Origin of the sequence: Aequorivita vladivostokensis (assembly GCF_000952855.1) — a bacterium.
Lineage (GTDB): Bacteria > Bacteroidota > Bacteroidia > Flavobacteriales > Flavobacteriaceae > Aequorivita > Aequorivita vladivostokensis.
Genome location: NZ_JSVU01000002.1, coordinates 368,916 through 393,668, shown reverse-complemented (window position 1 = coordinate 393,668; position 24,753 = coordinate 368,916). Strand labels below are relative to the sequence as shown.

The window sequence follows — 24,753 nt, the reverse complement described above, 5'->3', positions numbered from 1 at the left end:
TTTTAAAAGGAATTATCCCTCAAAATCTCCTTAAACCGTTCCTTTATATCCGTTCCGGCATCAAAGACCATTTGTTCGTTGTTCGGAAAGGGTATAAAGTAATTGTTCAGCAGTCTTCGGTCCTCGGCGGTCAGGGCGCGTTCATCGCCGCGATATTTTGCAAAGACATTTTCAAAAACAAATTCCGAGGAAATTGGAAAACTGTTTAATTGCCGCCTTCTGTTCAAATCCCTATAAACCACGGTGCCGCCCACAAATACACTTTTTTGCTGGGTGATGATGGTAACCTGTGCCGAAACATTAATAAACTTATCAATTTTAATTGGGTTGCCCAGACTGTCACGCACAATATTTCCCTTACGGTCACGGCGATATTCAAAGCCATCCTTAATGTGCTGAGTTCGGGTATATTGTCTATCCGAAATTCGTTCAGGTGAAATTTGGATGGTCTGAAAATTTAAGTCAACGCCCAGGTCATAATTGATATCGTTCGCTCGTTGTCCGTGATATTCGGTCCAAAAATCATCCAATCCGTAGGTGTTGAAATCAAGCAGATCGCGCTCAAGGCGAATAGGGATAAACTGCCCGGTGTGGTTGTTTATCGTTACGAATACGAAATCGGTGCCCCGGAAATGTGCGTCTTCCTTAAGTTGGTGCACATCGCGGTAATTGGGTTGCACTTCATCTAGTTCGCATAAAACATTAAAAGCGCTTCGGTAATCTTTTTTCGTGTTGCGCTGCATATAAACGATGGCCTCATGGTATAACGCCTTTACATACGCATCCTTGGCCGCCAACAGGTCATTGCTATAATCTGAAAACACGAAATTCGCCTTTCTGCCCATTTCGTTGCTGTAAAGCGGAAGCAAAGGCCGGATCAGATCTTGACGCGCCTGCAGATCGAGATAGGTGTAATAAATTTCCTTTGCGGCGGCAGGGTTGTTTTCCTTTTTCAGAAAAGAAATATGGCGCGTATCATCCTCCTTGGCCTTTAAATAAGCCTCTTCCAAAAGACGGATGTGCGGTTCATATTCTTTTGCGCCCTTATCTTTTTGAAGCTTTTTTACGGCAAGCTCAATGGCTTGGTCATAATCGCCTCGGGCAACAAACTTTTGGGTACGTTTAACGCTATTGCAGGAAATGCTGAAAAATGCAGTAAATAGGAGTAAGTAAAAAGCCTTCATACCGAAATTGATTTGGTTATGAAGGCTAAATTACAATAGTAGTGCCAATTTATCTTGTATAACTTTGAAGAAGATTATTGGGCGAAAAATAAACCACGAATACACGAATTTTTTTAATGCCTAATTATTCGTGTATTCGTGGTTTTTAAATTCCATATTATAAAAAGACTACAGCTTTATTGCCGGGAGCAGTTTCGTCCTACATTCCCCAAAGCCAATCCGCACGTTTTCGTTTTTACAGAAACCTTTTAAGATAACGGTATCATTATCGTTTATAAATTTACGTTCTGACCCATCGGAAAGTTTAATAGGCTTTTCCCCGCGCCAAGTAAGTTCTAGCATAGAGCCATAACTATCTGGCGTTGGACCTGAAATTGTTCCGCTTCCCATCATATCGCCACTGTTTACGTTACAGCCGTTAATGGTATGGTGCGCCAATTGCTGGCTCATATTCCAGTACATATATTTAAAGTTGGAACCAGCAACTTTGGTTTCTTTTCCATTTTCGGGAGCAATATAAACTTCAAGATTTATATCGTAGCTTTTCTTTCCTTTATACTGAAGATAGGGCAGTTGCTCCATTTCAGGTTTTGGGCCTTCCACTTTGAAGGGTTGCAAAGCATCCAAGGTTACAATCCACGGTGAAATGGATGAGGCAAAATTCTTAGCCAGGAAAGGACCAAGCGGCACATATTCCCATTTTTGGATATCGCGCGCGCTCCAATCGTTGAAAAGCACCAATCCGAAGATGTATTCCTCGGCTTCGTTCACCGGAATGGGTTCGCCCAAGGCGTTTGCATCTGTGGTGATAAAAGCCATCTCCAATTCAAAATCAACCAATTTTGAAGGACCAAAAACGGGTTCAGTCGCGCCCTCGGGCATGGTTTGTCCCCAAGGTCTGCGAGCGTTTATCCCACTTGGGATTATGGAAGAACTTCTTCCGTGATATCCCACGGGAATGTGAAGCCAGTTTGGCATCAACGCGTTCTCTTTTCCGCGGAACATAGTTCCTACATTCGTGGCGTGTTCCTTACTGGAGTAAAAATCGGTATAATCGCCAACTTGCACGGGAAGCTGCATTTCCACCTCATCCATCGTGAAAAGGATGTGCTGTCGATGGTCTTTGTTATCGCGAAGTTTTGGATTTTCGGCATCAAAAATTTCCGCAATCCGGTTGCGTACCAAACGCCAGGTTTTTCTTCCGTCGCTAATAAAATCGTTCAAGGTATCTTGCAGAAAGATATCATCGGTAAGGTCAATTCCTTTGAAATACCCCAATTGGTGCAGTGCGCCAAGGTCAATGGCATAATCGCCAATGCGGGTTCCGATGGTAATAATGTCGTCGCGCGTTAAAAAAACGCCGAAGGGAATGTTTTGTATTGGAAAATCTGTGTCTGGCGCAGTATCCAGCCAGGTTTTTCGTTTGGGGTCGTTTGCTGTTATGGGCATTTTTTAAAATTCTTTTTGTAGTTGCAAATAAAACTAAGGAAAAAAATTCAAAAGTTTCAAAATCATAGAATTAATTCGTTAGTGCAATTTAGTTACAACCTGAGTTTTGTTAGTAAAATTCTTCATCAAATATATATATTTCAGGATAGTTACCGAATGTAATTACTATTTTTGGATTTAATTAACTTTCGGTGGAGGTTTAGAGTAAATGGTTTGTAGTTTGTGGTTCTCTGGCTGCAATTCCCATTTTTTCGACTCTAAACCATAAACCATAAATTTTGAACTTTTTTATGCAACGCGACGAACAAATTTTTGAACTGATAGAAGCCGAAAAACAACGCCAATTGAACGGTCTGGAGCTGATTGCCTCAGAGAATTTTGTGAGCGACCAAGTAATGGAAGCCGCTGGTTCCGTTTTAACGAATAAATATGCCGAAGGCTATCCCGGCAAGCGCTATTACGGCGGTTGCGAAGTGGTGGACGAGGTAGAGCAAATAGCCATTGACCGCGCAAAAGCCCTGTTTGGGGCAGAATTTGCAAATGTGCAGCCCCATAGTGGTTCGCAAGCAAATACAGCTGTTTTTGCTGCCTGTTTAAATCCGGGGGATAAATATTTAGGTTTCGATCTTTCCCACGGCGGGCATTTAACCCATGGCTCTCCTGTAAACTTTTCGGGAAGGCTTTACAATCCCGTTTTTTACGGTGTTGATAAGGAAACTGGACGGATTGATTATGATAAAGTAGAAGAAATTGCCCTAAAGGAAAAACCAAAAATGATTATTGCAGGAGCTTCTGCATATTCAAGAGAAATAGATTATAAGCGTTTCCGCGAAATTGCCGATAAAGTTGGCGCCCTGCTTTTTGCGGATATTGCGCACCCGGCGGGATTAATTGCAAAAGGAATTATCGGCGACCCACTGCCGCACTGCCACGTGGTAACAACTACCACCCACAAGACCCTTCGTGGCCCTCGCGGCGGAATGATTTTGATGGGAAAGGATTTTAACAATCCCTTCGGTCAAAAACTGAAAAACGGCAACCTTAAAAAAATGAGCAGTCTGCTGGACAGCGCTATTTTTCCCGGAAACCAGGGCGGGCCGTTGGAGCATATTATCGCCGCAAAAGCGATTGCCTTTGGCGAAGCTTTGACGGATGATTTCCTGCATTATATGGTCCAAGTGAAAAAGAACGCGGCAGTAATGGCGAAGCATTTTGTGGAAAAAGGCTATGATATTATTTCCGGCGGAACCGATAACCATATGATGCTTATTGACCTTCGCAACAAAAATATCTCGGGAAAAGAAGCAGAGGAAGCCTTGGGCAAAGCAGATATTACGGTTAATAAAAACATGGTTCCATTTGATGATAAATCGCCTTTCGTTACAAGTGGGATTCGTATTGGTACAGCAGCGGTAACTACCCGCGGTTTGGTTGAAAAGGATATGGAAAAAATAGTGAATTTGATTGATGAAGTTATCGTGAACCGTGAAGACGATGCCAAGCTGGAAAGCATTGCCGAAAAGGTAAACGAAATGATGTCTGGGCTGCCGCTTTTTAAGAATTAAAACTTCCCATATAAAACTTTGCGTCTTTGCGCCTTTGCGTGAAAAATTAGCACGCGGAGATGCAAAGTCGCAAAGGTCGCAAAGCCGCAAGGAATGTTTTTCTAAAAAATTTCTTCATTTGAAAACAGTGGAAATAGAAACCGACCGACTTCTATTAAGGCAATATACCTTAACCGATGCTCCTTTCATCTTTAAACTGATGAACAGCGAAGGCTGGCTCAAAAACATCGGCGATAGGAATATCAAAACCCTTAAAGATGCGGAAGATTATATGAAGAAGAACTATTTGAGCAGTTATGAAAAGCATGGCTTTGGACCCTATTTGGTTTCGTTGAAGGAAGGCGAAACGCCACTCGGCTCGGCGGGTCTATACAAGCGGGACAACTTGGAACATCCGGATATAGGTTTCGCGTTTTTACCCGAGTTTGCCAATAAAGGTTATGCCTTTGAGGCAGCAAATGCCGTAATGCAGTTCGCTTCGGAAACCTTGGGAATAGTGACAATAGTGGGCATTACGCTTGAAACAAATCTTTCCTCCATAAAACTTCTAAAAAAGCTCGGTCTTTTGGAGGTTGGAAACTATACGTATGAAGACGGGGAAGAGCTATTGCTTTTTTCAAATTAGAAAATCATTTATAAATACTGCTTTTATGAAACAGTTTATACCCTCAATTTTCAAAGCCAGCCCATTAACGGTGCTTTTCTTTTTAGGAGTTTTTGCCATATCGTGCAACGAAAAATCTTCATCGGCGAAAACCGATACCATTGTTGAAGTGGACATTTCCCAAAAAAGTGAAGAAAATAATGATAAGGAATTTTTAGCAGTGATGCAAAAACATTTGGATGCCGTTTCAAATCGGGATTTAGGCGCTTTGAGAGAAACCATGGCCCCAAACGGCCAGATGCAATTGATTTTGCCCGGTTCCGAAATCATTGACGGCGTGGAGGGGTTTATGAATTATCACAAAGAATGGTTTGCCGCGCCCGATTGAACTTTTGAAACAAAAATACTGAACACTGAGATTGGGCAGGATTTGGGAATGGCGATAACAGAAATCATATACCGTGAACCCTTGCGCGATGGCGCCCCATATTTCAACAGAATGATAGTGAGTTACGACCTGAAAAAAATAGATGATAAATGGTACATAATTAAGGACCACGCAAGTTCTATTGAAAAATCAACCGACACTAAATAATAATTTAAACATGATAACCGAAAAAGACAGCCAATTTATAAAACGTGCCATCGAACTTTCCGAAAGAGGCATGGACAACAATGCCGGCGGCCCTTTTGGGGCAGTGGTCGTAAAAAATGGCGAAATTATAGCCGAAGGTTTCAACCAGGTAACTTCCAGTAATGACCCAACGGCGCACGCTGAGGTTGTGGCCATCCGCAAAGCTTGTGATGAGCTTGGTTCGTTCCAATTGGATGATTGTATAATTTACACGTCCTGCGAGCCTTGCCCCATGTGTTTGGGCGCTATTTATTGGGCGCGGCCAAAAGCCGTTTACTACGCTTGCACAAAAGAAGACGCCGCAGAAATAGGCTTTGACGACCATTTTATTTATGATGAAATAGATAAGGATATTGAAAACCGGAACATCAAATTCATCAATCTTGGTAGGGAAGAGGGTCGAAAAGTTTTTAAAAAATGGGAAGCCAAGGAGGGAAGAATTGATTACTAATTTACTTTTTTTCAAAATGAAGAATTTGAAACGAATCATCTTCCTTGGAATAGCAGCGATTGCTTTTTCGTGTGGCAAGGATGAACCGTCCAAGGCTACGATTACAGGGCTTTGGAAACTGGAAAGTATAAAGGTGCGCGACACCCCAACCAATACCTGGAGCGATTACAAAGGTGGAATGGACGGCTATCTACTATATGACGGTAACGGCCACGTAGCCCTTCACCTGTATGAAAAGGGATATGAAAAAGCGGGAATGGAGTTTCCAAATTTTAACGATTCCATTCCTTTGGAAGCGTTAAAATATATAACGAAATCCTACTACTATATGGGGAATTATAAAGTATCTGAGGCCGATAGCATTGTTTCGCATTTTAAACTTTCCCATTCAAACCCTTCCGAATTTGGGCTTACCGCCGAAAGAAGATTTTACTTTAATGGTGATACCTTGGTAATGCAACCTGTGGAACGGAAAAACTCCAAGTTGAGATTGAAGTGGTTGAAAGAAAATTAAAGAATAGAACAATAAAAAACCCCGTCTTTATGGACGGGTTTTTTATAAATATTCTCTTCATTATTCTGCAGGAAATTCGATAGACTCATACGCTCCGGTATCGGGATTTGTACTTGGAGGCGACGGTCTATCCCTACCGTTCAAATCTTTGGAGGGACCCACGCCAATTTTTCCAATTTCTTCTGCCGCCGAATTATTTTTTTCAATATTAAAATTGTTCAATTCGGTATTTTGAAAAACAGGATCGGCATTAAATACGGTACTAGTATATAACGTACTGTTACCAAAATCATACAGTGGATCATCGCCAAATTCCCCCGTAGGATCTTCAAAACGCAGCAAACAATTTTCAAAGTTAAAATTGAAAGCGGCTTCCGTATTCTGGAACAACGAAAACTCGCGCCGCTCGTTTCCGTAAATAATACAGTTCTTAAAATCGGCTTTTATTAAATCTGCTACAAATATTTGATCGGCCGTCTCCAGGCTATTGTCAAGTGAAACTGCAGGGAATGAGCGAAAGCCATTGGTCCAATAATTTGCAAATGTACAGTGCCTAAATTCATAGCTACCGCCCAGTTGTATTGCCAAAGAGGATTGGCCACTATTGTTTATTACCATATTTTCAGCGTCGATACTTCCCGTTCTGGAAAGTAAACCAACGTTGGTGCTGTTGTAAATCTGAACATTTTTTAAAATAACCGGACAGTCTTCCATTAAAATACCTACGGTACTGTTTTTTATTGTTGTGTAATTAAATTCATTATCAACACTACCCGAGGTTAGCCAGATAGTAAGCCATTGGCCCGGAACATCGGCAAATCCCGGCTCAAGTCTATCGCCTTCAAAGATTACCTCATTTTCCATCGCTTCGCGGTCAAGGCTAGGCAAGCCCAGTGACTTTATGGAGGCATTTTCTGCTACGATTATTCCACTTCCGTCGTGAAAGTGTACACGGGCACCTGCTTCCACCGTGAGGGTTTTATTATTTGGAACCGCCGCATAACCATATATTACGTACGGTTTTTGGTTAGTGAAGGTGAGTTCGTCATCTTCCAGCAAAAATCCTTTTACCAGTATATCCTCTCCATCTTCGTCTGTGCCTAAATTCAATGTTTCGGTGGTTCCATCTGCATATCTTTCCGGAAACAGAAAAATGGCATCCTTTACCAATGTAACCAGTTCTACTTTCTGTTCATTTCCGCCACTGTCAAAAAGGAGCTGATCTGTATAAAGAAATTCTTTGGGGTTCGTGGGAAGACTATTAACATTAAAGGTAGTTTCAATAAAGATAAAGATACTGTCTTTGGCCAAAACCTGTACGTTCTCAAAAACCTTTCCCGGCATTCCATCAACATTCAAACGATAATTGGAAGCTTCGCCCTGCGCCAAACGAAGGGTGGGAATGTTTATGTCTTCATCGCTTCGATTGTAAACTTTCAGGTTATAGGTACTGGAACCAATGTTTGAAAAAACTGTATCAAGATAGACCGTATCTTTTGAAAATTCCAGATTTCCGGTGCTGGCAACGGTCTCAAAATCGTTGCGGCATGAACTCCATAATACCAGGCAACACAATATTGCCAAACCGTACAAATACCTCATTCAATTATAATTTTGGTAAAAATATAACTTTTTATGAAGCTAATTATTGTAATACAAATAACTTTTCAAAAGTCACTAATAACCCTTAGTTAGCGTAATTATGCCAAATACAGAGATGGTATCTATTCATTACCACGCTTCGCTTTTCGCAATGCTCGTTTTTTGGCAATCTTTAATTTTCGGAATTTGAGGGTGTTTCTATAGGCCTTTTTTGCTTTTTCATACCAATCTGGATTTTTGTACGGCTCGACATCTTCAGAACTTATCCAAGAAATACCCCCCACAACTACTTCACCAAGAAGAAAGTCTCCCTTATCCAGAGATACATCAATGATATTAGTGACGTTTGAAACTGTTATTTCTTTTGAATCAAAACCAACGTAGCTAAACACCAAAACATCGCCAGGTTTAGTTTCAATTTCATACTCACCGTCAAAATCGGTCTGGGTTCCTATTGAGGTTCCTTTTATCATTATGTTTGCGCCCGGAAGTGGCAGGCCGGTATCATCGGTTACGGTTCCTTTGGTATTTACCGAATATCCATCAATCACTTCCTCTTTTTGGGGAGCGACGGCAATTTTGCCAAGAAGTATCGGTGGAGATTGGCTATTTGACATCAGATAAATATTTCTAATTTCCGATTTGTGGTTCAGTTGGATTTTTTGGGTTTCAAAATTTTCTTTGCTGAAGGTTAGCCACTCTTTGTCCAAGGTATAGATTTCATATTCGCCCTTTTTGTTGGTCCACGTTTGTGCCTCGGTTTCGTTGGAAATGACTTTGACATTTTTCAAGGGATTTCCGTTCTCGTCCTTTACGATACCTTGGGTAAAGACCTGTAGCCTTGAATTATCGAGAGTGCTGAAACGGCCTATTCCCATAGAAACCATTGGTTTTCTTGAAATTGTATTGTTTTCGGGTTTTGGATTGTTTGAAAAAAGCGCCAGCGGAAGAAGCATGGAGGCAGCGATTGGAGCGAAGCCTTTTCCGCTTTTTCGTTCCAGTTTCACTTCGCGGTTTAGTTGTGATTTTTTTATTCTGCCGCAGGCATTTTTGCTCTTAGTTAAGATTCTAACCAATTCTTCATCTGTTTTTGAAGTAAGATCGATAACTTCCTTTGTGCAAACACTGCAAAATTTTCCTTTTTCAGTTGCGGTCATTTTAGCCCAATCTTCGTGGCAAGGCTCTGGAATTCGGATGGTGATGGATTTTTTCATAGTTGATGGTTTAATGATTCAAAGGAACCAAACATAAAACCATAAAAAAACCGCTTTTGAGTAAAGCGGTCATTTCAATGAGGGAAATAATTCAATGAGGTTATTTTTGAATTATTTCAATCTTAAAAAGTTTATCCCAATTTTTCCCAGTAATATAAAGTATGTTGGGTTCTCCCTTGTATGCTATGCCGTTTAGAACGTCCAGTTTAGGGTGTTGCGTTACCTTGTCCTTTAAATCGGTTAGGTCAATCACGCCTTCCACCGCGCCGTTTGAAGGATCTATAATGGCGATTGAACCTTGTTGATACACATTTGCATATATTTTTCCTTCCACCCATTCCAGTTCGTTTACACTGTTTATTTTGCTTGTGTTTGTAAAAATTTCAATATAATCCATTTCTGCAAGTGTATTGGAGTTGAGGGTCCAGATTCTATCGGTACCGTCGCTTTTATAGATATTTTTTTCGGCATCGTGGCAAAGCCCCCAGCCTTCTTTACTTTCCCCGTACACAAAGGTGCCGGTTTGTTCCATCGTTTTTAGGTTGTAAATAAAACCCGTGTTTTCGCGCCAGGTAAGTTGATAAATTTTGTTGTTGAGAATGGTGAGTCCCTCTCCAAAATATGGATCGGGAAGATTTACTTTCTGAAGCACTTCCCCAGTCTTGTAATCAGTTTTTCGTAAAGATGATTGCTTGTATTGACCGGTGCTTTCATAGAGCGTATCATTTTCAAATTCCAGCCCTTGGGTGTAGGCATTAATATCGTGTGGATACGTTTCCAGTACTTTATAAGTATAGAGTTTTGGTTTTATGGAAGAAAGTATGGTGACTTTCGTAGAAGCTTCATATGTTTCATCATCACTGTATATTTGAGCCCTTAGGGTTTTCTCGCCAAGCTTTTTCCCCGAAAGGGAAAGCGTATTATCAGTTACCGAAACGCGGTCCTTGTTCAAAAAATAAACAATCGAATCTATTTCAATTTTTTTTTTGTTGTTTAGGGAAATATTAAGCGCATCTTCTGTGGTATAGGTTTTTTTTGAATTCTTAATTTCCAGAGAAAAAGCATCTTTTTTCTCTTCTGAATTTCCTCCGCAGCCACCCAGCAAAAGCACTAAAAGCGTAGGAACTAAAATGTTATGGATTTTCATCGTGAACTATAATTTTTCCGCAAGGTATTTATTAAAATTGAAATGTAAAAATACTTGCCAAAACTTCAAAAAGCCTTATCTTTGCAGCGGCAAGTCCTACACAACCAGCTCCTGTTGAATCCCCCAGGGCGGGAACGCAGCAAGGGTATACGGTCGTAGCGGTGTGATGTAGGTAGCTTGCCATTTTTTGTGCGATAAACTTTCGTTTTCCAAAAAAGCAACGACCGTTTTATTGAAAGAATAAAGGACTAAGACCGCTTTTATAAATTCCGCAGCACGATTCTGAATTTCACATTCTTGATGGTTTAAAGAAGAACAAGTCTTTTTCACTTTAATCTCTCTTCATTTATCTTTTTAAAAACTATTTGGAAAACTCCCCGTAGAAACGCACCTTTGCTCCTCAACAACCTCATATGCCAAAAACAGTACTCATCACAGGCGGTTCTTCGGGAATTGGAAAAGCCATAGGCGAATATCTTGTAAATCTTTCAAACCCTTCGCCAAAAGACGGTTATCAAGTATTTGGAACTAGCAGAAATCCTGAAAAATATAAGGATTCCGCATTTCCATTGTTGAAAATGGACGTGAATAGCACCGAGTCTATTGAAGCTGCCATTTCTGAAATTTTGAAGAAAGTAGAGAAAATTGACGTAGTAATAAACAACGCCGGAGTTGGGATTACCGGTCCAATTGAAGAAACTCCCGAAGCTGAAATAAAAAAGGCTTTCGACACCAATTTTCACGGACCTATAAATGTTATAAAAGCCGTGTTGCCGCAAATGCGCAAACAGGGCTTTGGGCATATTTTGAATATTACCTCCATTGCCGGTTATATGGGGCTTCCGTACCGCGGAATATACTCCGCCAGTAAGGCCGCCTTGGAAATTGCCATTGAGGCCATGAGAATGGAAACATTGCAATTCGGTATAAAAATGACCAACATCGCCCCCGGAGATTTTGCTACAAACATTGCCGCAGGTCGTTACCACGCACCGATTTTAGAGAATTCTCCTTATAAAAAAGACTACGGAAACACACTTAAAACAATGAACGAGCATGTGGATAATGGTAACAATCCATTGGAAATGGCAAAAGTGGTCCACAAAATTATAGGAACCACAAATCCAAAAATTCATTATAAAGTGGGCTCCTCGTTGCAGAAATTTTCAATCATTTTGAAACGCATGTTGCCCGATAAGGTTTATGAGCGGATGCTTTTACGGCATTATGGGTTGAAGTGATAGTAAGTTTATTTGATTTTTGCTTAAGTTCAATTAGTAAGTGCAAGATTTAAACATAAAAATTATATTATTGCAATGGAAAACCATAATTTACCAAAGTAAACTATTTTATGAAAATTCACTTTGCTTACTTAATTCTCCTTTTTTCAATATTAGCAAGTTGTAGCTCAGACAGTGAGTCTGTTACTACGCAAAATTCTAACATATTTATAAATGAGTTTACTACAAAAATTAAAAATCCTATTCAATTAAGAGATTATTCCTACGATAATCAAGGCTATTATGGAATTTTTGAAAACCCGAATGATAGTAAAACATTTAACGGTGAAATTGATATAAGTTATGAAAACAATTCTACTCAATTACACTTGACGGATATTCAAGTTATATGGAAAAGTAATTTAGATGGAATTTTATTTGAAGGAAACCCAGATGAAAATTTTGAGAGTGAAATTATCAGCAATTTATCTGTAGGTACCCATACAATTTATTTGGAAGTTGCAATTCCCAATGAAAATTTAATAGCAAAAGACTCTATAATTTTATCGAATAATATAGAACTAACCACAACAAATACGGCTTTGTCTGTTAGACTGAATTGGACACAATATGAAGGTAATGATTTTGAATCATATTTAGTTTATAGGGAAGATCACACCCCTATTGCCGAAATACAAAACATCAATACGTTGGAATATGAAGATTCAGATTTCAACATATTTCCTGATGAGTATGCTTACCAAATTATTGTAAAAACATCGGGAAATCACAATCATCCAATTGGCAGTAACATTGAAGCGATGCATCCAGGAAATTTCTTAAGATTTCCATATTCTGTTAGTAAAATTGTCAATGATCCTTTAAGAAATAAAATCTATGGTATTATTAACCCCTATCCTCTTAATGAAAATGATAAATATGGCATAGTTATTATTGACTCAGATACTTTTGAAGTTGATTCACACATTCTAATTGACAAAAAATTTGCTGATTTTGATATGTCACCAGATAAGCAATACTTGTTTATAGGTCATGAGGAGGTTGATGGAGTTACCCGATTAAATTTAGACACAATGGAATCGACATTTACTGGAATTTATGGTACACATCCCAAAAGAGCTTCAAAAGTTGAAGTTGATGAGAACAATATTGTATATGTAGAAAAGCATACGCTTGGATCGTCAAACTTTTTTTGGATTTTTGATGGTAATAATGGCACCTTGCTTAACCAACATGCTGGATTTACTTCATATTCTGGATCCGATATTGAGTATAATACGCTTAATCATAAATTATATTCTAGCGCTCAAACTCAAAATATTACGGGTAGAGTTTTTAGGTGGTCTATTGAGGATAATGATCTTAATTTAGATTTTGCTTTTCCTGACTTGTCAAATTATATTCTTTATTCTGCCGATTTGTATTTATCAAATGATAACCAAACGATATTTTGGCATGGTAGAAAATTGGATCTTGATTTAAACATAATTGGGTTTTGTCCTGAAGGTATTTTATCTAGTAGTCCTGATGATGAATATATATCAAACAATAAAAATTTGTTTAAAAATAACTTTGATGCCACCATTGTATTAGAATATCCAACATCTTCCCTCATAAATAAAACTTCTACAGTATTTACTGATAATAATACTTTAGTCCTTAAACAATTACATACATCAATAAATGGTGCCCAAGAGGAATATACCACATTTATGAAAATAAAATTTCAATAAATAAAAACCTTTATTAATGTGCATAAAAATTATAGTATAAAACCAATTTAAAAATATTTTAATAGGCCTGTTTTATCAACTTATTAATCTTTTTCAACAATACTATATCATAAGAGCATTCTTCGATATTTTTGCAGTAATTAATTTGAAATTATACCTATGAAATTCTTTATCGATACAGCAAACCTTGACCAAATAAAAGAAGCCCAAGATTTGGGAGTGCTTGATGGCGTAACTACCAATCCTTCATTGATGGCAAAGGAAGGCATTACGGGCCGGAACAATATTCTAAAACATTATGTGGACATCTGCAATATTGTGGATGGCGACGTTTCCGCAGAAGTAATTGCGACCGATTTTGAAGGCATGGTAAAAGAAGGCGAGGAGTTGGCCGAACTCCACCCACAAATCGTGGTTAAGGTTCCAATGATAAAGGAAGGGGTGAAAGCAATCAAATACTTTACAGACCACGGCATTCGCACTAATTGTACCTTAGTATTTTCCGCAGGGCAGGCATTATTGGCGGCAAAGGCAGGAGCAACCTATGTTTCTCCTTTTATCGGACGCTTGGATGATATATCAACGGACGGTTTGGAATTGATTGCAGACATCCGCTTGATTTATGATAACTACGGATTTGAAACCCAGATTCTTGCAGCATCCGTGCGCCATACTATGCACGTTATCAATTGCGCAAAAATAGGCGCAGATGTAATGACGGGACCACTTTCATCAATAGAAGGTTTGCTGAAACATCCATTAACCGACATTGGTTTAAAACAATTTTTGGAAGATTATAAAAAGGGGAATTAAGATTTAGTTCTCTTGGACACCTGTGAAGAGCTCAAAAAAGGCAAATATGCGTGTGGGGCGTAGTACTATCTATTTAAAAAGCCCAATAACAATTCTTCAAAATTGGTATTGAATAAATTGGTTTTTCCTTCGAGGATCACTCCATTTTTATCAAGTACTATCGCGCTGTTCTTATATTTTACGAGCAATTTTTTTTCCGCATCGCTTAAATTCTCAATCTGAAATTCCTGCATTGGGTTATATCCAGACTTGGCAATAGTCTGTCGCCATTTTTTAAAGTGTGTATCGGTATTTATGCCCAAAAAAGCATATTCTGGATATTTCGATTTTAACTCTGCCGCCCGGCTGTGGATATTCTTGTAATGCGAAGGCGATTGGCCGGACCAAAAATAAATAACCGTAGGCGTCTTGATTACGCTGTGCAAATCTTCCACCACATTGTCCGCATTCACCAAAGCTACATTTGGAACTGTCTTTCCGGGGGTAAGCTGCATGGTGGTTTCCAACATTTCGGCCACCTCGGCAAGATGTTTTTTATCGGTATTCATTTTTGAAAATTGGTCGAAAAACCGCTGGCCCTCTTCAGCATTGTTGGCGTATAATAAATACCATAGTGCATTCTGGCGCAATAGGCTGTTTTTAAGGGTGTCTGAGGTCACCATGCTGTCGATCAAAACAATTTTCCTGTATTTAAAATCGTAAGAATTCCGATCTATGCCAACATTATTTTTGTATTCCGAAAAAACCAAGTTTTCAAAATACTGGTTCATAAATCGATAGTAGGGATAATAAAACGCAAGGTCTTCCCGCTTAAAATCTATGTCGTCCCGATAAGCAAAGAAATCATCCGAGAATTTTTCCCGGTTATTGCGGTTGGCTGCCGCATAGATTTCCTTTTTTCTGAAATAATCATACTTAATATTGGCCAGTGCTATCTTCTTAAAACCCTCGCTTACTTCATTTTTGCTTATGAAATCTTCATATTCCTGAAATTTCAATTGTTTGAGCGAATCTATCTTGTGGGTAAATTCTTCTGAGGAAAGTCTATACCAATTACTAAGATTTTGATTTTCCTTTTCATTCGTTAGATAAAGGTCCATCATCAAGTTGTTTTTTTCTCCCCCTTTGCCTGAATAAGCCAGCGATTCATCAAAATCCATCGTGTTCAAATGTAATAGCAGACTGTCGCCAGGTTCTATATAAAATACCTGCGATTCGTTATGCTTCAAGTTGTAAAGCCCAGCCTTTATCTTATCTGTTTTATATAAGAAGAAATTCTTTGAATCCAGTTTAACGGTATCTAAAATCTCATTTCCGCGTGAAAAGATAATGTAATCCATCGTGGGGTTTATTATCTGTCCACCTATCCAAGTAGTCGTTTGGAGGGCACCTTCCTTATCTTTACAGGAAAGCACTATGGTAAGCAATAAGAGAGGAAGTATTTTTCTAAACAATGACACCAAAATATAAGGATTAAAAAACAAATGTAGCCGACCCTTATCCTGCAATTTGTTAAATGGTAGTTAAAAGGGTTTTTAAAACGTTAATGTTTTCGGGATGTCGCATAAATAGCTACTTTTGCGCAAAATTTAAAAATTTATGCTTTCAGTTTCAAATCTTTCCGTACAATTCGGCAAACGCGTTTTGTTCGACGAAGTGAGCACGCAGTTTACCAGCGGCAATATATATGGTATTATTGGGGCCAATGGCGCCGGAAAATCCACTTTTCTAAAAATAATTTCGGGCAAACAGGACCCTACTTCAGGACAGGTGCACTTGGAAAAAGGAAAGCGCATGTCTGTTTTGGAACAAAACCACAATGCCTATGACGATTTTATGGTGCTCGAAACTGTGGTGCGAGGCAACAAGGAACTTTTTTCCCTAAAAAGCCAAATTGACAAACTTTACGAAGATTATACAGATGATAATGCGGAGAAAATAGGTGAACTGCAAGTTGCCTTTGAGGAAATGAACGGCTGGAACGCAGACAGTGATGCCGCTGCCATGCTCTCAAACCTTGGTATTGATGAAAGTCTTCATTACACTTTAATGAAGGATCTTGACGGAAAACAAAAGGTACGCGTGCTATTGGCTCAGGCGCTTTTCGGGAATCCGGATGTGCTGATAATGGATGAGCCCACGAACGATTTGGATTATGAAACCATAAACTGGTTGGAAAACTTTTTGGCGAATTATGACAATTGTGTAATTGTAGTATCCCACGACCGTCACTTTTTGGATTCCGTTTGTACCCACATCAGCGATATCGACTTCGGAAAAATTAATCATTACAGCGGTAACTATACTTTTTGGTACGAAAGTAGCCAACTGGCCGCTCGCCAACGTGCACAGCAGAATAAGAAAGCAGAGGAAAAACGCAAGGAGCTTCAGGAGTTTATCATGCGTTTTAGCGCCAACGTGGCAAAAAGCAAGCAAGCAACTTCCCGAAAAAAGATGCTCGAAAAGCTAAATGTTGAAGAAATTAGACCATCCAGTCGCCGCTATCCTGCCATTATTTTTGAGCGGGAACGAGAGGCGGGCGATCAAATTCTTAATGTTGAGAATCTTTCCGCATCTATTGATGGCGAGGCGCTTTTCAAAAATGTGGATATAAATCTGGCCAAGGGCGATAAGGTGGTTATCTATTCGCGAGATTCCCGCGCTCCTACCGCTTTTTATGAAATTCTCAACGGCCACGCGAAGCCCGATACCGGTTCCTTTCAATGGGGGATAACTACCAATCAAAGTTATCTGCCTTTGGATAATGAGGAATTCTTCAAAAATAATCTTTCGTTAGTGGATTGGTTACGTCAGTACGCAAAAACCGAGGAGGAACGCGAAGAGGTATTTCTACGCGGATTTTTGGGCAAAATGCTGTTTAGCGGCGAAGAAGCCCTAAAGAAAAGCAATGTACTTTCCGGGGGCGAAAAAGTGCGCTGTATGTTAAGCCGAATGATGATGCAGCGAGCCAATGTTTTAATGATCGATGAGCCTACCAACCACTTGGACCTGGAGTCGATAACGGCCTTCAACAATTCCTTGAAAAACTTTAAGGGAACTGTACTGCTTACTACGCACGATCACGAGTTTGCGCAAACCGTGGGTAACCGCATCATCGAACTTACACCAAATGGTGCCATTGATCGCTATATGACTTTTGATGAATATATGGACGACAAGAAAATTAAGGAATTACGCGAAAAAATGTATTCAGCATAGATTATATTCCGGTTCGGGATTTTATATAAAAACAGGCTTTATTTGATTTTTTATCAAATAAAGCCTGTCTCTTTATTGGGGCAGACGATATGATTTTTCAACCGTTTTGGTCTTACTGAAATCGTCCTCCAAGGTATAACCATTTACTAAAAATACTAAGCCGCTAATGGGCCAAAATAGAATGCTAATGGTTTTTAAAAGTGTCCGATAGATTCGCGACTTCAGCTCCAATGGCGCTCCATCCTGTAAAACAACTTTTATTTTCAGCACTTCCTTGCCAATCGTCATTGAGTTCCAAAAAATATCGCATAGTATAAAATAAACCAAATAAAATAGAACGGACAGACTGAGCCCAAAGCTTATGCGATGGTTAAATAGGGAATAAGTTCCCAGCTCCCATTCAAATTTAATCATGCTCGTAACAAGGCTGGAGATAAAACCAATTATCGCCAAATCCAACAACAGTGCAAGTATTCTTTTGTTTTTTACATTCATGGCGGTGAATTTCCAGTAAATTAAGTTTTCCTATTTTTAGTTAGACATTCACAATCGGTTGGACAATGGCAAGTTCGTCCTTGCGCCAAAGGTGCGGGGGAGCGGATTATTGCTCGCCTATGTCTTTTAAAAAATCATCAATGGTGGTTTGTGCTTTGGCCATTTCATCCTTTCTTATAAAAATAATCGTTTGGTTTGCAATGCTCATTGCAAAACCTGCGTGCACACTACTATCGTGATCATTTCGCTCTATCGGGCTAATTCCTATTTCATTTAAACGGGCAACCAAACCTTTTGCAATTAGGGTTGGACCTGTGTAGATTCGGGTTGTTTCAGACATAGATTTATTCTCCTATTTCCTTTAGGTAGGCATCTACAATCGGTTGGGCAATGGCAAGTTCATCCTTGCGCACAAAGATGCGCACTTGGTCGTCATACTTACTTCCTGTGCCAAACATTACGCCGCTTTGTTCGTCATCCCTAAGTATGGGCTTAATATTCACTTCCTCCAATCGTCCTACGAGAGCTTCGGCCATAATATCTGAACCTGTGTAAATACGAACTGTTTCTTCTGTGTTTTCTGACATTTCTTACGTTATTAAGTTAATTCTTTAAAATTTTGATGCGGTTATTTATTTGGCGGAAATTTCCGTTAGGCATTATAATACTTACTCTTCCAAATGGCGCCATTAAAGTTCTTCCCCTTGGCGAAACCGTAAAAAATAACCATTCCGCCCACTCCCTTGAAAATAAAGAGAAATAAAAACAGATATTCAGCAAAGCTTGCATGGGGTGTAAACCAGTGCATAGGGAGTAAAGCGGTTATAAGCAAACTGAACAAAGCCACGGTAAACACCAAATTCTCGAAACTCTTATAGGGCCACATCAGTAATTTCCGAAACGGATGCAGATCATTTCCCCATTTATGTATTAGGTAGAAATAATCATTTCCCATGGGAGCAAAAAGCAACGGATCGTCAGCATTTTCAAGTTTCAGCAGTTTTGCGGGAGCAATAATTTTAAAGTTTTTAAGTACTGTAGCGTGTTGCTTTTCAAGATTTCGGATTTCTGAAATGGCTTCTTCGGGGAAATCTCCCTTGAAATAGTGCGAGTCCAAAAATCGCAAACGGTAATTTATGCAAAGGTGTTTAATATCGTCAATGTGAAAGATATGCGAACTTTCAATCAACTCAAAATTAAAATGGTTTTCAATTTCGGAAGGCTTATCTTTTAAGGTGGAAATAATTGTTTCGCGTTGTTTTTCGTTTTCAGAAAAAATCCGCGATACTTCCTCCATAACGGCGTGTTCGTCAATCCTTTTGGAGCGATATTTCAGCAGCTGTTGTTCAATATTGGTTCGCGAAAACATAAAAGGCAATTTTTTGAAAACTAAATTTACACAGTACAATTATGCAAAACAAGTATTTAACACAGTTTGATTAAAATTTTAAATAATAGAATCCCATTTTCAATCCTTCAGAAATTGGTCTCGTATTTGCTATATTTACAATCTTGAAATTTTTTATGAAATGACCCGTTACCATTTTAGAAATTTGAACATTTTTGCGAACGGCTATGGGGATAATTTCAGCCTTAGTTTCCTTTAAACAAAACACAAATGAAGATTAATTACCTATTCCTGATTTTTTTTATAACCTGCTTTGCCACTACAGTTTCAGCTCAAAAATATAAGACAACGGAACAAGTTGAGGTTTCCGGTAAGTACGGTGAAACAACCTTCACTTCCAGCAAATCCTTTTATGCGAATGTTTCTGAGGCGCCCAATTTTAGAATATTGTCGAAAATTTTAAAAAACGAAACGCTGCGCAACACATTGGAAAATGAGGAGATGGTCACCCTCTTTGCAGTAGCCGATGAGGCATTTACCAAGCTACCGAAAAAAAGCCGCGATTCCATTTTGGGGAATACCGATTTGATGAAAGCGATGGTTACCTTTTTGGCAGTTCCGGGTAGATTTGACAGCAAGAGTATTATGAATGCCGTTAAGAAAAATGGAGGCAAAGCCAGGCTTAATACCGTGGAGGGCAATTTTTTGACCATTACTGAGGAAGCGGGAGAGCTTGTATTAATTGATGAAAACGGCAATAAGGCAAAGGTCATAGCACCAGATTATTACCATAAAAATGGGTTTTTCCATATAATTGATGGTTTAATATTTCCACCTTCGGAATAGGCTTTTTCCAAAAGTTAAATAAACCCTAAAGTCCCGGAATTGCGAAACCGCAGTTTCGGGACTTTCGTTTATAGGTACGTAAACATTAAACTAAACACACATTTTATGAAAACTAAATTCTTTACAGCAGCAGTATTCGCAATGGCCCTTCTGGCTGGAACAACTTCCAATTTTGCGCAAAACAAAATGATGAATGAAAAAACAGTAATGGTTGGCGGTGCCGAAATGTACCCAAGTAAGACCATTGTTGAAAACGCAGTAAATTCAAAAGACCACACTACGCTGGTTGCCGCGGTCAAGGCAGCAGATTTGGTGGAAACCCTTCAGGGCGATGGGCCATTCACGGTTTTTGCGCCTACAAATATGGCTTTCGAAAAACTTCCGATGGGAACCGTTGAGTCTCTATTGAAACCAGAAAACAAAAAAACATTACAAACCATTTTAACCTATCACGTTCTTGCGGGAAAGCATAGTGCTGCCGATATTATGAAGGACATTAAAAAAGGAAATGGAAAACCAACTTACAAAACCGTGAGCGGAGGTACCTTGACCGCTATGATGAAAGGGAAAAAAGTAATGCTAATGGATGAAAACGGCGGAATGGCCACGGTAACCATTGCAGATGTAAACCAGTCAAATGGAGTTATCCACGTTATTGATGGCGTTGTATTGCCTAAATAAATTGCCCCAATTCCCCATTAATTCAAAAAAAACAGCGACTTTTTAGAGTCGCTGTTTTTGTTTTTTATCGAAGTGATGCTCCAAATTCCGTTTCAAATTTTTGTTGGAGCTTGCTCATAATTTTGTCGATCTGCTTATCTGTCAGCGTCTTTTCATCATCTTGAATTGTAAAGCTTAATGCGTAACTTTTTTTGCCTTCGGGAAGATTTTTGCCCTTGTAAACATCAAATAAGGTCACGGATTTTAAGAACTTCCTTTCAGCGGCAAAGGCAGCATCTCTCAAGGCACCAAAACGAACGGAATCATCGAGCAGCAGGGCAAAATCACGTTGCGCGGCTTGAAATTTCGCGATAGGTTTCAACTTGAAATTTTTGGTTGAAATTTGTTTCAATACCGCATCCCAGTTGAAATCTGCATAAAATACTTCGGCGTCAATATCAAATTCCTTGGTAATCTTTTTCTTTATAATCCCGAATTCTACAAGAACTGCCTTATTTCTTTTAAAGGCAATTCCTTCCGAAAAAATATCATTTTCAGTTTCTTCCTCTGCATAATTATCAAGACCCAAACGTTCCATTAATGTTGTAACGGTTCCTTTTCCGAAGAAAAAATTGCTTTGTGTATCTGGGCTTGCCCAATTGCCTTGGGTTTTAAGTCCCGTGATGAATAGCGCCAAATGTTTGGTCTCGGTTCGGCCTCCCGGAAAATTGTGGTAGGTTTTTCCAAATTCAAAAAACTTTAGGTCACTATTTTTTCGGTTGCTATTAAATTCGATGGCTTCTAAACCAGAAAACAACATAGACTGCCGCATCACCGAAAGATCCTTGCTCAAGGGATTGAGCATGGTAACGTTATAATTTTTCTTGATTGTATCGCTCAGGTCGCCATATTCTGTGGTAGTGAGCGAGTTATTCAGCATTTCATTAAAACCAAGTCCTGTAAGCTGCAATGCTATTTTATTCTGCACGTCATAATCTTCTCCAGGTAAAATCGTGGATATGGAGGCGTTCAGCTTCTGGGTAAACTTTATGTTATTATATCCGTACACTCTAAGTATTTCCTCAATAACGTCCACATCTCGAGTAACGTCATTTCTGTATGCAGGAATGGTCATCCCAATGCCGGTTTCCGTCACGTTGCTCACCTTCATCTCCAGTGAGGTAAGAATATCTTTTATGGTTTCCTTTGGAAGTTCCTCGCCTATAAGTTTATTGGCTTTGTCAAAAGTGAGAAAAACCTGGTGGTCTTCAATTTTTTTAGGATAAATGTCCACCAAATCACTTGTAATCTGTCCTCCCGCAACTTTGAGAATTAAAATGGAGGCGTAGCGCAGTGCGTAATCTGCAATGTTTGGATCAATTCCCCGTTCAAAGCGGAAGGAGGCATCGGTGCTCAACCCGTGGCGCTTTGCGGTTTTCCGGATACTTACCGGATTAAAATAGGCACTTTCCAAAAAGATGCTTGTGGTATTTTCGGTAACCCCGCTGTTAATTCCGCCAAAAACGCCGGCGATGCACATGGGTTTTTCGGCATCACAGATCATTAGGTCCTCTTCGTGCAGTTCGCGCTCTATGCCGTCAAGGGTGGTGAATTTTGTCCCTGCTGGTAGCGTTTTTACGTTAACGGTATTTCCCGCAATATTTCCGGCATCAAAGGCGTGGAGCGGTTGCCCGAGTTCGTGGAGTACATAATTGGTAACGTCCACAATATTGTTGATCGGGGCGAGCCCAATGGATTTCAATCGATTTTGAAGCCAGGCAGGCGAGGGGCCTACTTTTAGATTGCCAATGGTTATACCACAATAGCGGGGCGCCAATGATGAATCTTCCACGTTAATGGCCACTTTCATGGTACGGTTGTCCACTCTAAAACTGCTCGTGGACGGTGTGTTTAACTTAGCCGAAATACCTTTATGCAGCAGGCCGGCTTTTAGATCGCGCGCCACGCCCCAATGGCTCATGGCATCGGCGCGGTTAGGGGTTAGGCCTATTTCATAAACCTTATCATTTTCAACTTCCAAAACTTTGGCCAAGGGTGTTCCCGGTTTTAATTTAGCATCCAAAACCATGATTCCGTCGTGCGATTTTCCGATACCAAGTTCGTCTTCGGCACAGATCATTCCCTCGCTTACCTCCCCGCGGATTTTACCTTTGTTAATTTGCCATGGCTTTTCTTCGGCATCGTAAAGCGTGGTGCCAACGGTGGCTACTGGCACTTTCTGGCCTACAGCAACGTTAGGGGCGCCGCATACTATTTGTAGCGGTGCGCCACTGCCTACATCAACTTTGGTCACCTTCAGTCGGTCGGCGTTTGTGTGTTGCGCACATTCCAGAACGTGGCCTACCACAACCCCTTCCAAGCCGCCTTTTACGGATGAAAAATCTTCTATTCCCTCTACTTCCAGACCGAGGTCTGTCAATAATTCGCCAGTTTTTTCGGCATCCCACGGAAGGTTAATGAATTGCTTTAGCCAGTTGTATGAAATTGTCATAGGTGTAAAAATCTTAACAGAGGGCAAAGATAATATTCTATTGTTTATTGTTTATTATTTATTGGGTATTGTTTTGTCGGGTGCTGGGTGCTGCACTTCGACTGCGCTCAGTGTGATAGGTGCTGGGTGCGGGATGATAGATGACGTGTGCTGAATAATGGATAACGTATGGATTGGTTCACTTTGGGTCTTCGCGACCTTGCCCGTCCGGCAGATGGGTTTGCGGGAAAACATCAGTTGTTGCCGAAAAATTTCCGAGGAAATAAATAATTAAGGCAATTGTCGCGACAGCGGTTACTATAAACGTAACGCTCGCCCCAAAATAGAACCATAACAATCCGGCCATTACACTTGCCACCATGGCGATGATGCTTTGGAAGGCGGTGTAGGTGCCCACGGCGGTGGCGGTATTCTCTTCTTTTGAAATATTTGTGATCCACGCTTTACTGATACCTTCGGTTGCGGCGGCGTAAATTCCGTAGCCAAAAAAGAGGGCGATGATGGCATATAAATTTGTAGTTAAACCCATTCCGAAGTAAACTAAGCTGAATATGATTAATCCAAAAATGAACATTTTTTTCAAACCAATTTTATCTGCAAAACTTCCCAAGGGGTACGCAGTGAGGGCATAGATTAAATTGTAGAAAATATAGATGCCGATGACCCAAGTGTCGTCCAGGCCGGCGTCCTTTGCTTTTAAAAGAAGAAAGACATCACTGCTGTTGAAGAGGGCGAAGAATAGCAGGCCGAGCACTACTTTTCGGTATTCCGAAGGGCTTTTTTTCCAGTAATTGATGAAGGAGAAGAAATGAATCTGCTTTTTTTCAGAAGCAATCACAACTTTTTTATCCTTCAAAAGAAGGGAGGCTACCACGGCCAAAACGCCCGGAATAAAGGCTATGTAAAACAGATTGATATAGTCTTCGGGATAAAAGTACAGGTAGCCCAAAGCGAGGGCAGGACCGAGGACGGCCCCAAAAGTGTCCATGGAACGGTGAAAGCCGAAGACCTTTCCTTTGTTGGCCCTGTTGGTCTCCGCCGAAAGCATGGCGTCGCGGGCGCCGGTTCTGATTCCCTTTCCCAATCGGTCTGTAGTCCGTACAAAGAAAATCCACAGCGGATATACAAAGAAGGCCATCATCGGTTTTGAGATGGCACTCAGGGAATAGCCGAGTTGGACGAAGGGCGCGCGTTTTGCTTTGCTATCGGAAAGTTGTCCGAAATATCCTTTGCTCAAACCTGCCACAGCTTCTACCAAACCTTCCAAAATGCCGATCAGTAAAATTGAAAACCCAATGCTTTTTAAATAAATGGGCATGATGGGATACAACATTTCGCTGGCCATGTCTGTAAACAGGCTGACGAGGGAGAGGATCCATACGGTGCGGGTTATGGGTTTCAAGATTGATCTAATTTACTCTGAAAGGTAATTTATTTTTTCCAATCGTTTTCCTTTGGAATTTGTGAGGCCATTACAGTGGCACAAGTCGGCAATATTGCGTATCTTGAGGTTGCTATTTAA

Annotated in this window: 24 protein-coding genes and 1 other RNA gene; 13 read left to right on the top strand and 12 right to left on the bottom strand. The window is 40.1% G+C overall.

Features of this window, described 5'->3' with window-relative positions; genetic code table 11:
* Positions 1–2: 2 nt before the first annotated feature.
* Together MB09_RS04595 and fahA are read right to left on the bottom strand one after the other, a co-directional pair.
* Positions 3–1,184 carry a hypothetical protein gene (locus MB09_RS04595; protein WP_045079691.1) on the bottom strand — a complete coding sequence of 394 codons (1,182 nt, stop codon included), beginning with the start codon at positions 1,182–1,184 and terminating at the stop codon, positions 3–5.
* 168 nt (positions 1,185–1,352) lie between these two features.
* On the bottom strand, positions 1,353–2,633 hold the full coding sequence (gene fahA, locus MB09_RS04590; protein ID WP_045079690.1) for a fumarylacetoacetase: 1,281 nt from the start codon (positions 2,631–2,633) through the stop codon (positions 1,353–1,355).
* A 290-nt stretch (positions 2,634–2,923) separates the two neighbouring features.
* Here fahA and glyA point away from each other — a divergent pair, with 290 nt between their 5' ends.
* From glyA to MB09_RS04565, 6 genes are all read left to right on the top strand, one after another.
* Positions 2,924–4,198 carry a serine hydroxymethyltransferase gene (gene glyA, locus MB09_RS04585; protein WP_045079792.1) on the top strand — a complete coding sequence of 425 codons (1,275 nt, stop codon included), beginning with the start codon at positions 2,924–2,926 and terminating at the stop codon, positions 4,196–4,198.
* 127 nt (positions 4,199–4,325) lie between these two features.
* Positions 4,326–4,823, top strand: a complete 498-nt coding sequence (locus tag MB09_RS04580; protein ID WP_045079791.1) for a GNAT family N-acetyltransferase — start codon at positions 4,326–4,328, stop codon at positions 4,821–4,823.
* 25 nt (positions 4,824–4,848) lie between these two features.
* Complete coding sequence (locus MB09_RS04575; protein ID WP_045079689.1) at positions 4,849–5,190, top strand: hypothetical protein; 342 nt, start codon at positions 4,849–4,851, stop codon at positions 5,188–5,190.
* Between the two features lie 48 nt (positions 5,191–5,238).
* Positions 5,239–5,397: a hypothetical protein gene (locus tag MB09_RS16120; RefSeq protein ID WP_165586672.1), complete on the top strand. Its 159-nt coding sequence runs from the start codon at positions 5,239–5,241 to the stop codon at positions 5,395–5,397.
* 10 nt (positions 5,398–5,407) lie between these two features.
* On the top strand, positions 5,408–5,887 hold the full coding sequence (locus MB09_RS04570; protein WP_045079688.1) for a nucleoside deaminase: 480 nt from the start codon (positions 5,408–5,410) through the stop codon (positions 5,885–5,887).
* A 16-nt stretch (positions 5,888–5,903) separates the two neighbouring features.
* On the top strand, positions 5,904–6,401 hold the full coding sequence (locus tag MB09_RS04565) for a lipocalin-like domain-containing protein (RefSeq protein WP_131459818.1): 498 nt from the start codon (positions 5,904–5,906) through the stop codon (positions 6,399–6,401).
* Positions 6,402–6,461: 60 nt separating this feature from the next.
* Here MB09_RS04565 and MB09_RS04560 read toward each other — a convergent pair whose 3' ends face one another.
* From MB09_RS04560 to MB09_RS04550, 3 genes are all read right to left on the bottom strand, one after another.
* Positions 6,462–8,003: a hypothetical protein gene (locus tag MB09_RS04560; RefSeq protein ID WP_045079686.1), complete on the bottom strand. Its 1,542-nt coding sequence runs from the start codon at positions 8,001–8,003 to the stop codon at positions 6,462–6,464.
* Between the two features lie 122 nt (positions 8,004–8,125).
* The gene (locus MB09_RS15875; protein WP_045079685.1) at positions 8,126–9,217 is read right to left on the bottom strand and encodes a carboxypeptidase-like regulatory domain-containing protein; all 1,092 of its coding nucleotides are present in this window, start codon (positions 9,215–9,217) and stop codon (positions 8,126–8,128) included.
* A gap of 100 nt (positions 9,218–9,317) precedes the next feature.
* Complete coding sequence (locus MB09_RS04550; RefSeq protein ID WP_045079684.1) at positions 9,318–10,364, bottom strand: glutaminyl-peptide cyclotransferase; 1,047 nt, start codon at positions 10,362–10,364, stop codon at positions 9,318–9,320.
* A gap of 87 nt (positions 10,365–10,451) precedes the next feature.
* On the opposite strand from MB09_RS04550, the gene ffs reads away from it, so the two are divergent.
* The 4 genes from ffs to fsa all read left to right on the top strand — a co-directional run bounded on the left by ffs (position 10,452) and on the right by fsa (position 14,151).
* Positions 10,452–10,550, top strand: an RNA gene (ffs, locus tag MB09_RS15705) — signal recognition particle sRNA small type.
* A 227-nt stretch (positions 10,551–10,777) separates the two neighbouring features.
* Positions 10,778–11,605 (top strand): SDR family oxidoreductase, encoded by an 828-nt coding sequence (locus MB09_RS04540; protein ID WP_045079682.1) that lies wholly within the window; start codon positions 10,778–10,780, stop codon positions 11,603–11,605.
* Positions 11,606–11,715: 110 nt separating this feature from the next.
* A complete protein-coding gene (locus tag MB09_RS04535) occupies positions 11,716–13,338 on the top strand; it encodes a hypothetical protein (RefSeq protein WP_045079681.1) in 1,623 nt (540 codons plus the stop codon).
* 159 nt (positions 13,339–13,497) lie between these two features.
* Positions 13,498–14,151, top strand: a complete 654-nt coding sequence (gene fsa / locus MB09_RS04530) for a fructose-6-phosphate aldolase (protein ID WP_045079680.1) — start codon at positions 13,498–13,500, stop codon at positions 14,149–14,151.
* A gap of 65 nt (positions 14,152–14,216) precedes the next feature.
* Here the strand turns inward: fsa and MB09_RS04525 are convergent, their stop codons facing one another.
* On the bottom strand, positions 14,217–15,578 hold the full coding sequence (locus MB09_RS04525; protein WP_131459816.1) for a TlpA family protein disulfide reductase: 1,362 nt from the start codon (positions 15,576–15,578) through the stop codon (positions 14,217–14,219).
* A gap of 172 nt (positions 15,579–15,750) precedes the next feature.
* On the opposite strand from MB09_RS04525, the gene MB09_RS04520 reads away from it, so the two are divergent.
* Positions 15,751–17,370 carry an ABC-F family ATP-binding cassette domain-containing protein gene (locus MB09_RS04520; RefSeq protein ID WP_045079678.1) on the top strand — a complete coding sequence of 540 codons (1,620 nt, stop codon included), beginning with the start codon at positions 15,751–15,753 and terminating at the stop codon, positions 17,368–17,370.
* Positions 17,371–17,442: 72 nt separating this feature from the next.
* Here the strand turns inward: MB09_RS04520 and MB09_RS04515 are convergent, their stop codons facing one another.
* From MB09_RS04515 to MB09_RS04500, 4 genes are all read right to left on the bottom strand, one after another.
* Positions 17,443–17,865 (bottom strand): RDD family protein, encoded by a 423-nt coding sequence (locus tag MB09_RS04515; protein ID WP_045079677.1) that lies wholly within the window; start codon positions 17,863–17,865, stop codon positions 17,443–17,445.
* A 106-nt stretch (positions 17,866–17,971) separates the two neighbouring features.
* Complete coding sequence (locus tag MB09_RS04510) at positions 17,972–18,205, bottom strand: hypothetical protein (protein ID WP_045079676.1); 234 nt, start codon at positions 18,203–18,205, stop codon at positions 17,972–17,974.
* 4 nt (positions 18,206–18,209) lie between these two features.
* Entirely contained in the window at positions 18,210–18,452 is a 243-nt protein-coding gene (locus tag MB09_RS04505; protein ID WP_045079675.1) for a putative signal transducing protein, read from the bottom strand.
* Between the two features lie 65 nt (positions 18,453–18,517).
* Positions 18,518–19,234 (bottom strand): hypothetical protein, encoded by a 717-nt coding sequence (locus MB09_RS04500; protein WP_045079674.1) that lies wholly within the window; start codon positions 19,232–19,234, stop codon positions 18,518–18,520.
* A 249-nt stretch (positions 19,235–19,483) separates the two neighbouring features.
* Between MB09_RS04500 and MB09_RS04495 the strand changes: the two genes are divergently transcribed.
* Together MB09_RS04495 and MB09_RS04490 are read left to right on the top strand one after the other, a co-directional pair.
* Positions 19,484–20,059: a fasciclin domain-containing protein gene (locus MB09_RS04495; RefSeq protein WP_045079673.1), complete on the top strand. Its 576-nt coding sequence runs from the start codon at positions 19,484–19,486 to the stop codon at positions 20,057–20,059.
* A gap of 105 nt (positions 20,060–20,164) precedes the next feature.
* Entirely contained in the window at positions 20,165–20,740 is a 576-nt protein-coding gene (locus MB09_RS04490; RefSeq protein ID WP_045079672.1) for a fasciclin domain-containing protein, read from the top strand.
* Between the two features lie 64 nt (positions 20,741–20,804).
* Here MB09_RS04490 and pheT read toward each other — a convergent pair whose 3' ends face one another.
* Together pheT and MB09_RS04480 are read right to left on the bottom strand one after the other, a co-directional pair.
* Positions 20,805–23,231 carry a phenylalanine--tRNA ligase subunit beta gene (pheT, locus tag MB09_RS04485; RefSeq protein WP_045079671.1) on the bottom strand — a complete coding sequence of 809 codons (2,427 nt, stop codon included), beginning with the start codon at positions 23,229–23,231 and terminating at the stop codon, positions 20,805–20,807.
* Positions 23,232–23,409: 178 nt separating this feature from the next.
* The gene (locus tag MB09_RS04480; protein ID WP_084709026.1) at positions 23,410–24,633 is read right to left on the bottom strand and encodes an MFS transporter; all 1,224 of its coding nucleotides are present in this window, start codon (positions 24,631–24,633) and stop codon (positions 23,410–23,412) included.
* Positions 24,634–24,753: the final 120 nt, after the last annotated feature.

Excerpts from the sequence above, each read along its gene's own strand:
- MB09_RS04595 (WP_045079691.1), bottom strand. The coding sequence starts at position 1,184 with ATGAAGGCTTTTTACTTACTCCTATTTACTGCATTTTTCAGCATTTCC.
- fahA (WP_045079690.1), bottom strand. The coding sequence starts at position 2,633 with ATGCCCATAACAGCAAACGACCCCAAACGAAAAACCTGGCTGGATACT.
- glyA (WP_045079792.1), top strand. The coding sequence starts at position 2,924 with ATGCAACGCGACGAACAAATTTTTGAACTGATAGAAGCCGAAAAACAA.
- MB09_RS04575 (WP_045079689.1), top strand. The coding sequence starts at position 4,849 with ATGAAACAGTTTATACCCTCAATTTTCAAAGCCAGCCCATTAACGGTG.
- MB09_RS16120 (WP_165586672.1), top strand. The coding sequence starts at position 5,239 with ATGGCGATAACAGAAATCATATACCGTGAACCCTTGCGCGATGGCGCC.
- MB09_RS04570 (WP_045079688.1), top strand. The coding sequence starts at position 5,408 with ATGATAACCGAAAAAGACAGCCAATTTATAAAACGTGCCATCGAACTT.
- MB09_RS04565 (WP_131459818.1), top strand. The coding sequence starts at position 5,904 with ATGAAGAATTTGAAACGAATCATCTTCCTTGGAATAGCAGCGATTGCT.
- MB09_RS04560 (WP_045079686.1), bottom strand. The coding sequence starts at position 8,003 with ATGAGGTATTTGTACGGTTTGGCAATATTGTGTTGCCTGGTATTATGG.
- MB09_RS15875 (WP_045079685.1), bottom strand. The coding sequence starts at position 9,217 with ATGAAAAAATCCATCACCATCCGAATTCCAGAGCCTTGCCACGAAGAT.
- MB09_RS04550 (WP_045079684.1), bottom strand. The coding sequence starts at position 10,364 with ATGAAAATCCATAACATTTTAGTTCCTACGCTTTTAGTGCTTTTGCTG.
- MB09_RS04540 (WP_045079682.1), top strand. The coding sequence starts at position 10,778 with ATGCCAAAAACAGTACTCATCACAGGCGGTTCTTCGGGAATTGGAAAA.
- MB09_RS04535 (WP_045079681.1), top strand. The coding sequence starts at position 11,716 with ATGAAAATTCACTTTGCTTACTTAATTCTCCTTTTTTCAATATTAGCA.
- fsa (WP_045079680.1), top strand. The coding sequence starts at position 13,498 with ATGAAATTCTTTATCGATACAGCAAACCTTGACCAAATAAAAGAAGCC.
- MB09_RS04520 (WP_045079678.1), top strand. The coding sequence starts at position 15,751 with ATGCTTTCAGTTTCAAATCTTTCCGTACAATTCGGCAAACGCGTTTTG.
- MB09_RS04515 (WP_045079677.1), bottom strand. The coding sequence starts at position 17,865 with ATGAATGTAAAAAACAAAAGAATACTTGCACTGTTGTTGGATTTGGCG.
- MB09_RS04510 (WP_045079676.1), bottom strand. The coding sequence starts at position 18,205 with ATGTCTGAAACAACCCGAATCTACACAGGTCCAACCCTAATTGCAAAA.
- MB09_RS04505 (WP_045079675.1), bottom strand. The coding sequence starts at position 18,452 with ATGTCAGAAAACACAGAAGAAACAGTTCGTATTTACACAGGTTCAGAT.
- MB09_RS04500 (WP_045079674.1), bottom strand. The coding sequence starts at position 19,234 with ATGTTTTCGCGAACCAATATTGAACAACAGCTGCTGAAATATCGCTCC.
- MB09_RS04495 (WP_045079673.1), top strand. The coding sequence starts at position 19,484 with ATGAAGATTAATTACCTATTCCTGATTTTTTTTATAACCTGCTTTGCC.
- MB09_RS04490 (WP_045079672.1), top strand. The coding sequence starts at position 20,165 with ATGAAAACTAAATTCTTTACAGCAGCAGTATTCGCAATGGCCCTTCTG.
- pheT (WP_045079671.1), bottom strand. The coding sequence starts at position 23,231 with ATGACAATTTCATACAACTGGCTAAAGCAATTCATTAACCTTCCGTGG.